This is a genomic window from Pseudomonas sp. PS02290 (assembly GCF_029960075.1).
GTDB lineage: Bacteria > Pseudomonadota > Gammaproteobacteria > Pseudomonadales > Pseudomonadaceae > Aquipseudomonas.
This window is the reverse complement of sequence record NZ_JASCOY010000017.1, coordinates 19,839-30,530: the sequence shown is the minus strand read 5'-3', so window position 1 is coordinate 30,530 and position 10,692 is coordinate 19,839. Positions and strand designations below refer to the sequence as shown.

Below are 10,692 nucleotides of genomic sequence, written 5' to 3'. Positions count from 1 at the left end.
GAGTGTCACTGATCGCTTCTGACCACTTCCGCATCGTTGTCGGCCTCGGCAAGAGCGGCATGTCCCTGGTTCGCTTTCTGGCGAACCGGGGTGTGTCGTTTGCTGTCGCCGATACGCGGGAGCATCCGCCAGAACTCGAGACATTGCGCCGGGACTACCCGCAGGTCGAAGTGCGTTGTGGTGAGCTGGACGTTGAATTTTTGTGCCGCGCCGATGAGCTGTATGTCAGCCCCGGTCTGGCGCTGGCAACCCCGGCCCTGCAACAAGCGGCGATGCGCGGCGTGAAGCTCTCCGGCGATATCGAGCTGTTCGCTCGCAACGCCAAGGCGCCAATTGTGGCCATCAGCGGATCGAACGCGAAGAGCACGGTCACCACGCTGGTGGGCGAGATGGCGGCGGCAGCGGGCAAGCGTGTTGCGGTCGGCGGCAATCTCGGCACGCCGGCGCTGGACCTGCTCAGCGACGACGTCGAGCTGTATGTGATGGAGCTGTCGAGCTTCCAGCTGGAAACCACCGATCAGCTTGGCGCTGAAGTGGCGACCGTGCTGAACATCAGTGAAGACCACATGGACCGTTACAGCGGCCTGCCGGCTTATCACCTGGCCAAGCACCGGATCTTCCGCGGCGCGCGCCAAGTGGTGGTGAATCGTCAGGACGCGCTGACCCGGCCGTTGATCGGCGAAGGCGTGCCGTGCTGGACCTTTGGTTTGAACAAGCCCGACAGAAACGGCTTCGGCTTGCGCGAAGAGAACGGCGAGAAATATCTGGCCTTCCAGTTCGACAACCTCATGCCGGTCCGCGAGCTGAAAATCCGTGGTGGCCACAATCAGGCCAACGCCCTGGCCGCACTGGCCCTGGGTCATGCGGTGGGTCTGCCGTTCGACGCCATGCTTGCCAGCCTCAAGACATTTGCCGGTCTGGTTCATCGCTGCCAATGGCTGCGTGAGCTCAACGGCGTGAACTACTACGACGACTCCAAAGCGACCAACGTCGGCGCCGCGCTGGCAGCGATCGAAGGCCTGGGCGCCGACATCGACGGCAAGCTGGTGCTGATTGCCGGCGGCGATGGCAAAGGCGCGGATTTCACCCCGCTGCAAGCCCCGGTTGCTGCCCATTGCCGCGCCGTCGTCCTGCTGGGCCGCGATGCGGATTTGCTCGCCGCGACCTTCGGCGATTCGGTGCCTCTGGTACGCGTCACTACATTGGAAGAAGCCGTGCAACGTGCTGCTGATATCGCGCAGGAAGGGGATGCCGTGTTGCTGTCGCCCGCCTGCGCAAGCCTGGACATGTTCAAGAATTTCGAAGAGCGCGGACAACTGTTCGCCCGGGCGGTGGGGGACTTGTCATGATTTTCGGCGTGATCAAGCCGTACCCGTCGCCGATCATCAGCGGCCGTGGCGTTGACGTCGATTTCCCGATGCTCGCCGGCTGCCTCGCGTTGCTGGGCCTGGGCCTGGTGATGATCACTTCCGCGTCGTCGGAAGTGGCCGCCGTTCAGTCGGGCAACGCGCTGTACATGATGACCCGTCACCTGATCTATCTGGTGCTGGGCCTGATCGCCTGCGTCGCGACCATGATGGTGCCGGTCGCTACCTGGCAGCGCCTTGGCTGGCTGATGCTGATTGGCGCGTTCGGTCTATTGATCGCGGTGATCGTGCCCGGCATCGGGCGTGAGGTGAACGGTTCGATGCGCTGGATCGGCTTCGGCATGTTCAACGTGCAGCCGTCGGAAATCGCCAAAGTCTTCGTGGTGATTTTCCTGGCCGGTTACCTGATTCGTCGCCAGCAGGAAGTGCGCGAGAGCTGGATGGGCTTCTTCAAGCCGTTCATCGTGCTGCTGCCGATGGCGGGCCTGCTGCTGATGGAGCCGGACTTCGGTGCCACGGTCGTGATGATGGGCGCGGCGGCGGCGATGCTGTTCCTCGGCGGCGTCGGGCTGTTCCGTTTCAGCTTGATGGTCGCGCTGGCAGTGGGTGCCGTGTTCGTGCTGGTTCAAGCGCAGCCGTACCGGATGGCGCGTCTGATTACCTTCACCGACCCGTGGTCCGATCAGTTCGGTTCTGGCTACCAGCTGACCCAGGCGCTGATCGCCTTCGGTCGCGGTGAATGGTTCGGCGTCGGCCTTGGCAACAGCGTGCAGAAGCAGTTCTACCTGCCGGAAGCCCACACCGACTTCGTGTTCTCGGTACTGGCTGAAGAGTTGGGCGTGGTGGGTTCCCTCGCCACGGTCGCGCTGTTCGTGTTCGTCAGTATCCGGGCGATGTATATCGGCATGTGGGCCGAGCGCGCCAAGCAGTTCTTCGCTGCGTACACCGCGTATGGCCTGGCCTTCCTGTGGATTGGTCAGTTCCTGATCAACATCGGCGTGAACGTCGGTCTGCTGCCGACCAAGGGTCTGACCCTGCCGTTCCTCAGCTACGGCGGCAGTTCGTTGATCATCTGCTGCGCCAGCCTGGGCCTGTTGCTGCGCATCGAGTGGGAATCGCGCAACAACATGGGCAGTGAAGAGGCCGAGTTCCAGGAAAGCGACTTTGCCGAGGAGCCGACCCATGGCCGCCGGTAACGTTTTGATCATGGCGGGCGGCACCGGCGGACACGTGTTCCCGGCGCTGGCGTGCGCCCATGAGTTCCAGGCCCGCGGTTACACCGTGCACTGGCTCGGAACGCCGCGCGGCATCGAAAACGAACTGGTGCCCGCCGCAGGGTTGAAGCTGCATCTGATCAACGTCACCGGTTTGCGTGGCAAGGGCCGGCTGTCGCTGCTGAAAGCGCCGTTCATGTTGATCAAGGCTTTGCTGCAGGCGCGCAAGATCGTGGGTGAGTTGAAGCCGGTCTGCGTCGTCGGTTTCGGTGGCTACGTGACAGGCCCTGGCGGTCTGGCGGCGAAGCTGGCCGGCGTGCCGCTGATCATCCATGAGCAAAACGCAGTAGCGGGCACGGCCAATCGCAGTCTTGCATCGTTCGCCGCACGCGTCTGTGAAGCGTTCCCGCAGACCTTCGCCGCGTCGGCCAAGCGTCGCACCACCGGTAACCCGGTGCGCGCCGAGCTGTTCTTCGAAACGCCGCGCCAGACGCTGATTGGCCGCCGGCCTCGTTTGCTGGTGCTGGGTGGAAGCCTGGGCGCCGAGCCGCTGAATAAATTGCTGCCGGAAGCCCTGGCGCAAGTGCCTGCCGACATCCGCCCTGAAGTGTTCCATCAGGCCGGCAAGCATCACGATGAAGTCACCGCCGAGCGTTATCGCGCTGCCGGTGTCGAGGCGCAGGTTGCCCCGTTCATCAAAGACATGGCCCAAGCCTATGGCTGGGCGGATCTGGTGGTCTGCCGCGCAGGTGCGTTGACCGTCAGTGAACTGGCTGCCGCCGGGCTGCCATCGTTGCTGGTGCCTTTGCCCCACGCGATCGACGATCACCAGTCACGCAACGCCGACTATCTGGCTCGCGAGGGCGCTGCCTTCGTCATGCCGCAAGCGACAACTGGCGCCGCCGAAATGGCCGCTCGCCTGAAAGAGGTTTTGATGCAACCCGAACAATTGAACCGCATGGCCGTCACGGCTCGCCAACTGGCCAAGCCTGACGCCACCAACACCGTCGTCGATATCTGCCTGGAGGTGGCCCATGGTTGAGAATCAACGCGCCATGCCACAGCCGGAAATGCGCCGTATCCGTCGTATCCACTTCGTGGGCATTGGCGGCGTGGGCATGTGCGGTATCGCCGAAGTGTTGCTGAACCTGGGCTATGACGTGTCCGGTTCCGACCTCAAGGCTTCGCCGGTCACCGAGCGTCTCGAATCGTTTGGCGCGCAGATCTTCATCGGCCATCGTGCAGAAAACGCCTCGACGGCGGACGTGCTGGTGGTCTCCAGCGCTGTGAACACCTCCAACCCGGAAGTGGCGACTGCCCTTGAGCGTCGCATTCCTGTGGTGCCGCGCGCTGAAATGCTGGCCGAGCTGATGCGCTATCGCCACGGTATCGCGGTCGCTGGTACCCACGGCAAAACCACGACCACCAGCCTGATCGCCTCGGTGTTCGCGGCGGGTGGCCTTGATCCGACCTTCGTGATTGGCGGGCGTCTGAACGCTGCCGGCACCAACGCGCAGCTCGGCACCAGCCGTTACCTGATCGCCGAAGCCGACGAAAGCGACGCCAGCTTCCTGCACCTGCAGCCGCTGGTGGCCGTGGTCACCAACATCGACGCCGACCACATGGCGACCTACGAAGGCGACTTCAACAAACTGAAGAAGACCTTCGTCGAATTCCTGCACAACCTGCCGTTCTACGGTCTGGCCGTGGTCTGCATCGACGATCCTGTCGTGCGCGACATCCTGCCTTCGGTCAAGCGTCCGATCATGACCTACGGCTTCGATGACGCCGCCGACGTGCGCGCGATCAACGTGCGCCAGGACGGCATGCACACACACTTCACCGTGCTGCGTCGTGACCGCGAGCCACTGGATGTCTCGGTCAACATGCCGGGCAAGCACAACGTGCTGAACTCGCTGGCAACCATTGCCATCGCCACTGACGAGAGCGTCTCTGACGAAGCCATCGTTCAGGGGCTGTCCGGCTTCCAGGGCGTTGGCCGTCGTTTCCAGGTATACGGCGAACTGCCGGTGGAAGGCGGCAACGTGATGCTGGTCGACGACTATGGTCACCACCCGCGTGAAGTGGCTGCCGTCATCAATGCCGTGCGCGGTGGCTGGCCGGACCGTCGTCTGGTCATGGTCTACCAGCCGCACCGTTACAGCCGCACCCGCGATCTGTACGACGATTTCGTGCAGGTGCTCAACGAGGCCAACGTGTTGCTGCTGATGGAAGTCTATCCGGCCGGTGAAGAACCGATTCCGGGTGCGGACAGCCGTCAGTTGGCCCACAGCATTCGTCAGCGCGGTCAGCTTGATCCGATCTATATCGAGCGTGGCGTCGAACTGGCGCCGCTGGTCAAACCGCTGCTGCGCGCCGGTGACATCCTGCTGTGCCAGGGCGCCGGCGACATTGGCGGCCTTGCACCACAGCTGCTGAAAAGCCCGCTCTTCACCGGCGCCATCGTGGCCTCAACCGAAGGTAAGCTGAAATGACAGCCGCCCTGCAGTCCGCCCTGTTCTCGACGCTGGAGCCGAAACGCTTCGGTCGCGTCGCCGTGCTGTTCGGCGGCAAGAGCGCGGAGCGGGAGGTTTCCCTGAAATCCGGCAGCGCAGTGCTTGAAGCCCTGCAAAGCGCAGGCGTCGACGCGTTCGGTATCGACGTGGGCGAGGATTTCCTGCAGCGGCTGGTCAGTGAACAAATTGATCGGGCGTTCATCGTCCTCCACGGTCGGGGCGGCGAAGACGGCACCATGCAGGGTCTGCTTGAGTGTCTGGAAATTCCCTACACCGGCAGCGGCGTGCTCGCGTCGGCGCTGGCGATGGACAAGCTGCGCACCAAGCAGGTCTGGCAGAGTCTCGGCTTGCCGACGCCGCGCCACGCCGTGCTGAGCAGCGAGGCGGATTGTATTTCTGCGGCGACGGAACTGGGCTTTCCTTTGATCGTCAAACCCGCCCATGAAGGTTCCAGTATCGGTATGGCCAAGGTGACCGGCGTCGACGAATTGATCGCCGCCTGGAACGCCGCCCGTACCTACGATTCGCAAGTGTTGGTCGAACAATGGATCGAAGGTCCGGAGTTCACCATCGCCTCTCTGCGTGGGCAGGTATTGCCTCCCATCGGTCTGGGTACTCCCCACAGTTTTTACGACTACGACGCCAAATACCTGGCTTTCGATACCCAGTACCGGATTCCGTGCGGCCTCGATGCAGCCAAAGAAGATGAACTCAAGGCACTCACGGCTCGGGCGTGTGAAGCGGTCGGCATTGCCGGCTGGGCGCGCACCGATGTCATGCAGGACGCCGACGGCAAATTCTGGCTGCTGGAAGTCAACACCGTGCCCGGCATGACCGACCACAGCCTGGTGCCTATGGCGGCGCGTGCGGCCGGGCTCGATTTCCAACAGTTGGTGTTAGCGATTCTGGCCGACAGCGTCCAGGTGCGAGGGTAGATCATGCACGGCGCAACGGTTCGTCATCAGCAATCCGCTACCGGCCGCAACAAGCCGGTGCCGCGGGGTGCCAGCCGCATGGTTGCCAAGGAGCCCATGTCGTCGCGCATGCCACGACCGAATTTCGGTTTCCTGCGCAGCCTGATGTGGCCGGTGCTGCTGGTGGTGTTTGGTTTTGGTACGTACGAAGCCGCTCAACGCCTGCTGCCTTACGCCGACCGGCCGATCTCGCGGATCAACGTGCAGGGCGATCTGAGCTACATCAGTCAGCAAGCCGTGCAACAGCGGATCGCGCCGTTCGTGGCGACCAGCTTTTTCAACATTGATTTGGCCGGCATGCGCACCGAACTTGAGCAAATGCCGTGGATTGCCCACGCCGAGGTCCGCCGCGTCTGGCCGGATCAGGTGGTGATCCGTCTGGAAGAACAACTACCGGTTGCGCGTTGGGGCGATCAATCCCTGCTGAACAACCAGGGTCAGGCATTTACCCCGCGTGAGCTGGCCAACTACGAACACCTTCCGCAGTTGTTCGGGCCTCAACGTGCTCAACAGCAGGTGATGCAGCAGTACCAGGTCCTGAGCCAGATGTTGCGCCCGCTGGGGTTCTCCATCGCTCGCCTGGAACTGCGTGAGCGAGGCAGCTGGTTTCTGACCACCGGCGCAGGCACTGCAGGCCCAGGCTTGGAGCTGCTGCTGGGACGAGGCAATCTGCTTGAGAAGATGCGCCGCTTTATCGCCATCTACGACAAAACACTGAAAGACCAGATCACGAACATTGCGCGCGTCGACCTTCGTTACAACAACGGCCTTGCCGTTGGTTGGCGCGAACAGGCAGCGGCGCCAACGACGGACAAACCCGCCGTCGCGAAGAATTGATAAGAGGCAGGACCCATGGCAAACGTGCAAAGCGGCAAAATGATCGTCGGATTGGATATCGGCACCTCCAAGGTGGTGGCGCTGGTAGGCGAAGTCGCGGCTGATGGCACGCTGGAAATCGTCGGTATCGGCACTCATCCGTCCCGCGGCCTGAAGAAGGGCGTGGTGGTGAATATCGAATCCACCGTGCAATCGATCCAGCGCGCAGTAGAAGAAGCGCAGCTGATGGCCGGTTGCCGCATCCACTCGGCGTTCGTCGGCGTGGCGGGCAACCACATCCGCAGCCTGAACTCCCACGGCATCGTGGCGATTCGCGACCGTGAAGTGAGCTCCGCTGACCTTGAGCGCGTGCTCGACGCTGCCCAGGCCGTGGCGATCCCGGCTGACCAGCGCGTGCTGCACACGCTGCCACAGGATTACGTCATCGATAACCAGGAAGGCGTTCGCGAGCCACTGGGCATGTCGGGCGTGCGTCTGGAAGCCAAGGTTCACGTGGTGACCTGCGCGGTGAATGCGGCGCAGAACATCGAAAAATGCGTGCGCCGCTGCGGGCTGGAAGTCGACGACATCATCCTCGAGCAGCTGGCCTCGGCTTACTCGGTGCTGACCGACGACGAGAAAGAACTGGGCGTGTGCCTGGTGGACATCGGCGGCGGCACCACCGACATCGCGATCTTCACTGAAGGCGCGATCCGTCACACCGCGGTGATCCCGATTGCCGGCGACCAGGTCACCAACGACATCGCCATGGCGTTGCGTACACCGACTCAGTACGCCGAAGAAATCAAGATCCGTTACGCCTGCGCCCTGGCCAAACTGGCCGGCGCCGGTGAGACCATCAAAGTGCCAAGCGTTGGCGACCGTCCGCCCCGTGAACTGTCCCGTCAGGCCCTCGCCGAAGTGGTCGAGCCGCGCTATGACGAGCTGTTCACCCTGATTCAGGCCGAACTGCGTCGCAGCGGCTATGAAGACTTGATCCCGGCCGGCATCGTGCTGACCGGTGGCACCTCGAAAATGGAAGGCGCGGTCGAACTGGCCGAAGAGATCTTCCACATGCCGGTCCGCCTCGGCGTGCCGCACAGCGTCAAAGGGCTCGCGGACGTCGTTCGCAACCCGATCTACTCAACCGGCGTCGGCCTGTTGCTGTACGGACTGCAAAAGCAGTCTGACGGCATCTCGCTGTCCGGCCTTTCCGGCTCCGGTAGCAGTTATAGCGATGAACCGAAGGCCCCAGTGTTAGAGCGTGTCAAGCGCTGGGTTCAGGGGAATTTCTAAGATTCAAAAAGTGGTAGGCAGGCAACAGGCGACATAAAACTAGAGAACTGAAGGAGAGGGAACATGTTCGAGCTCGTAGACAACATCCCACAAAGCCCGGTAATTAAAGTTATCGGCGTTGGTGGTGGCGGCGGCAACGCAGTCAATCACATGGTCAAGAGCAACATCGAAGGCGTCGAGTTCATCTGCGCCAACACCGATGCTCAGGCCCTGAAAAACATTGGCGCACGTACCATTCTGCAACTGGGTACCGGCGTGACCAAAGGCCTGGGCGCAGGTGCGAATCCTGAAGTCGGCCGTCAGGCTGCACTGGAAGACCGCGAGCGCATCGCTGAAGTGCTGCAAGGCACCAACATGGTCTTCATCACCACCGGCATGGGCGGCGGTACCGGTACCGGTGCGGCTCCGATCATTGCCGAAGTGGCCAAGGAAATGGGCATTCTGACCGTTGCGGTCGTGACGCGTCCGTTCCCGTTCGAAGGCCGCAAGCGCATGCAGATCGCCGATGAAGGCATCCGCGCGCTGTCCGAAAGCGTCGACTCGTTGATCACCATTCCCAACGAGAAGCTGCTGACCATCCTGGGCAAAGACGCCAGCCTGCTGTCGGCTTTCGCCAAGGCTGACGATGTGCTGGCCGGTGCCGTCCGCGGTATCTCCGACATCATCAAGCGCCCAGGCATGATCAACGTCGACTTCGCCGACGTACGCACCGTGATGTCCGAAATGGGCATGGCGATGATGGGCACCGGCTGCGCCAGCGGTCCGAACCGAGCGCGTGAAGCCACTGAAGCGGCCATCCGCAACCCGTTGCTGGAAGACGTGAACCTGCAAGGTGCTCGCGGCATTCTGGTCAACATCACTGCCGGTCCTGACCTGTCTCTGGGTGAGTACTCCGACGTGGGTAGCATCATCGAAGCGTTCGCCTCCGAGCACGCCATGGTCAAGGTCGGTACGGTTATCGATCCGGACATGCGCGACGAGCTGCACGTCACTGTGGTTGCCACCGGCCTGGGTGCGAAAATCGAGAAGCCTGTGAAGGTCATCGACAACACCATGCAGACCGCTCAAGCCGCACCTGCACAGCAGCACGCCGCACGCCAGGAGCTGCCTTCGGTCAATTATCGCGATCTGGACCGTCCAACCGTGATGCGCAATCAGGCACACGCGGGCGCAACAGCCGCAGCGAAGATGAACCCGCAAGACGATCTGGATTACCTGGACATTCCGGCGTTCCTGCGTCGTCAGGCTGATTAATGGGTTCTATCAGGGGTATAAGGGTGATTGGTGTTCAGCAAAGGCGGGGTCTGCTATCATCGCCAGCCTTTGTTGATACTAATTCGCGATACGCGCTGAAGCGGCCAATGCCATGATTAAACAACGCACCCTGAAAAATATTATCCGTGCCACAGGTATCGGCCTGCACTCGGGGGAGAAGGTTTACCTGACCCTCAAACCAGCACCTGTGAACGCTGGCATTGTGTTTTTCCGTACCGACCTTGAGCCGGTGGTCCAGATCAACGCTCACGCGTTGAATGTGGGTGACACCACGCTCTCCACGACGCTGTTCAATGGCGACGTGAAGGTCGATACGGTCGAGCACTTGCTGTCGGCCATGGCCGGCCTTGGCATCGATAACGCCTACGTTGAACTTTCTGCCTCCGAAGTTCCAATCATGGATGGCAGCGCAGGTCCCTTCGTATTCCTGATTCAATCGGCTGGCCTGGAAGAACAGGACGCACCGAAGAAATTCATCCGCATACTTAAAGAAGTGTGCGTAGAAGAAGACGGCAAGTCCGCCAAGTTCTTACCGTTCGAAGGGTTCAAGGTCGGGTTCGAGATCGATTTCGATCACCCGTATCTTAAGAACCGCACGCAAACGGCTTGTGTGGATTTTTCCAGCACTTCGTTCGTTAAAGAAGTGAGCCGTGCGCGGACATTCGGTTTCATGAAAGACATCGAGTATCTGCGTAAACATAACCTGGCTCTGGGCGGCAGCGTTGAAAACGCGATCGTCGTGGACAAGGACGGCGTGTTGAACGAAGACGGTCTTCGTTATGAAGACGAGTTCGTGAAGCACAAGATTCTGGATGCCATCGGTGACCTGTATCTGTTGGGCAACAGTCTGATCGGCGAGTATCAGGGCTTCAAGTCGGGACACGGTCTGAACAATCGTTTGCTTCGTGCGTTGATCGCTCAGGAAGACGCTTGGGAAGTTGTGACCTTCGAAGATGCCAGCACCGCACCGATCTCTTACATGCGCCCTGTAGCGGCGGTGTAAACAGTCTCTTCTTCCTAGTTTTGATGTTTTCAGGCCACCTTCGGGTGGCCTTTTTTATGAGCGTCGATTAGATAGCGGGCATATCCGTTTTTTGTGTTTGCTGGAGTTATGGTTCCGCCCTTACGGCGGGTCACATTTGGCAAAAGCGCCCGGATTGCCGGCCCAGCCAAAAGTAACCAAAAACGCTTTGCTCCTGGTTGGGCCCGACTTCGTCAGGTTCCTTCACTCCGG

Annotated in this window: 9 protein-coding genes; all 9 read left to right on the top strand. The window is 61.3% G+C overall.

What is annotated here, in order from left to right:
* The first annotated feature begins 2 nt into the window (after positions 1-2).
* The 9 genes from murD to lpxC all read left to right on the top strand — a co-directional run bounded on the left by murD (position 3) and on the right by lpxC (position 10,461).
* Positions 3-1,349, top strand: a complete 1,347-nt coding sequence (gene murD, locus QMX88_RS10615; RefSeq protein ID WP_282368944.1) for a UDP-N-acetylmuramoyl-L-alanine--D-glutamate ligase — start codon at positions 3-5, stop codon at positions 1,347-1,349.
* Positions 1,346-2,563: a putative lipid II flippase FtsW gene (ftsW, locus tag QMX88_RS10610; RefSeq protein WP_133772211.1), complete on the top strand. Its 1,218-nt coding sequence runs from the start codon at positions 1,346-1,348 to the stop codon at positions 2,561-2,563. The genes murD and ftsW overlap by 4 nt, the downstream gene beginning before the upstream one ends.
* The gene (gene murG, locus QMX88_RS10605; protein WP_282368942.1) at positions 2,550-3,623 is read left to right on the top strand and encodes an undecaprenyldiphospho-muramoylpentapeptide beta-N-acetylglucosaminyltransferase; all 1,074 of its coding nucleotides are present in this window, start codon (positions 2,550-2,552) and stop codon (positions 3,621-3,623) included. The genes ftsW and murG overlap by 14 nt, the downstream gene beginning before the upstream one ends.
* Positions 3,616-5,076: a UDP-N-acetylmuramate--L-alanine ligase gene (gene murC / locus QMX88_RS10600; protein ID WP_282368940.1), complete on the top strand. Its 1,461-nt coding sequence runs from the start codon at positions 3,616-3,618 to the stop codon at positions 5,074-5,076. The genes murG and murC overlap by 8 nt, the downstream gene beginning before the upstream one ends.
* Complete coding sequence (locus tag QMX88_RS10595; RefSeq protein WP_282368939.1) at positions 5,073-6,032, top strand: D-alanine--D-alanine ligase; 960 nt, start codon at positions 5,073-5,075, stop codon at positions 6,030-6,032. The genes murC and QMX88_RS10595 overlap by 4 nt, the downstream gene beginning before the upstream one ends.
* 3 nt (positions 6,033-6,035) lie before the next feature.
* Positions 6,036-6,908, top strand: coding sequence for a cell division protein FtsQ/DivIB (locus QMX88_RS10590; protein WP_282368937.1), 873 nt, complete (start codon positions 6,036-6,038; stop codon positions 6,906-6,908).
* Between the two features lie 15 nt (positions 6,909-6,923).
* Positions 6,924-8,183, top strand: coding sequence for a cell division protein FtsA (gene ftsA, locus QMX88_RS10585; RefSeq protein WP_282368935.1), 1,260 nt, complete (start codon positions 6,924-6,926; stop codon positions 8,181-8,183).
* 63 nt (positions 8,184-8,246) lie between these two features.
* Positions 8,247-9,437, top strand: coding sequence for a cell division protein FtsZ (ftsZ, locus tag QMX88_RS10580; RefSeq protein WP_074884474.1), 1,191 nt, complete (start codon positions 8,247-8,249; stop codon positions 9,435-9,437).
* A gap of 112 nt (positions 9,438-9,549) precedes the next feature.
* Complete coding sequence (lpxC, locus tag QMX88_RS10575; protein WP_065992158.1) at positions 9,550-10,461, top strand: UDP-3-O-acyl-N-acetylglucosamine deacetylase; 912 nt, start codon at positions 9,550-9,552, stop codon at positions 10,459-10,461.
* The last annotated feature ends 231 nt before the right edge of the window (positions 10,462-10,692 follow it).

Bases quoted from the DNA above. Each gene is read 5' to 3' on its own strand.
- murG (WP_282368942.1), top strand. From the start codon at position 2,550: ATGGCCGCCGGTAACGTTTTGATCATGGCGGGCGGCACCGGCGGACAC.
- ftsZ (WP_074884474.1), top strand. From the start codon at position 8,247: ATGTTCGAGCTCGTAGACAACATCCCACAAAGCCCGGTAATTAAAGTT.
- QMX88_RS10595 (WP_282368939.1), top strand. From the start codon at position 5,073: ATGACAGCCGCCCTGCAGTCCGCCCTGTTCTCGACGCTGGAGCCGAAA.
- lpxC (WP_065992158.1), top strand. From the start codon at position 9,550: ATGATTAAACAACGCACCCTGAAAAATATTATCCGTGCCACAGGTATC.
- ftsA (WP_282368935.1), top strand. From the start codon at position 6,924: ATGGCAAACGTGCAAAGCGGCAAAATGATCGTCGGATTGGATATCGGC.
- ftsW (WP_133772211.1), top strand. From the start codon at position 1,346: ATGATTTTCGGCGTGATCAAGCCGTACCCGTCGCCGATCATCAGCGGC.
- murC (WP_282368940.1), top strand. From the start codon at position 3,616: ATGGTTGAGAATCAACGCGCCATGCCACAGCCGGAAATGCGCCGTATC.
- QMX88_RS10590 (WP_282368937.1), top strand. From the start codon at position 6,036: ATGCACGGCGCAACGGTTCGTCATCAGCAATCCGCTACCGGCCGCAAC.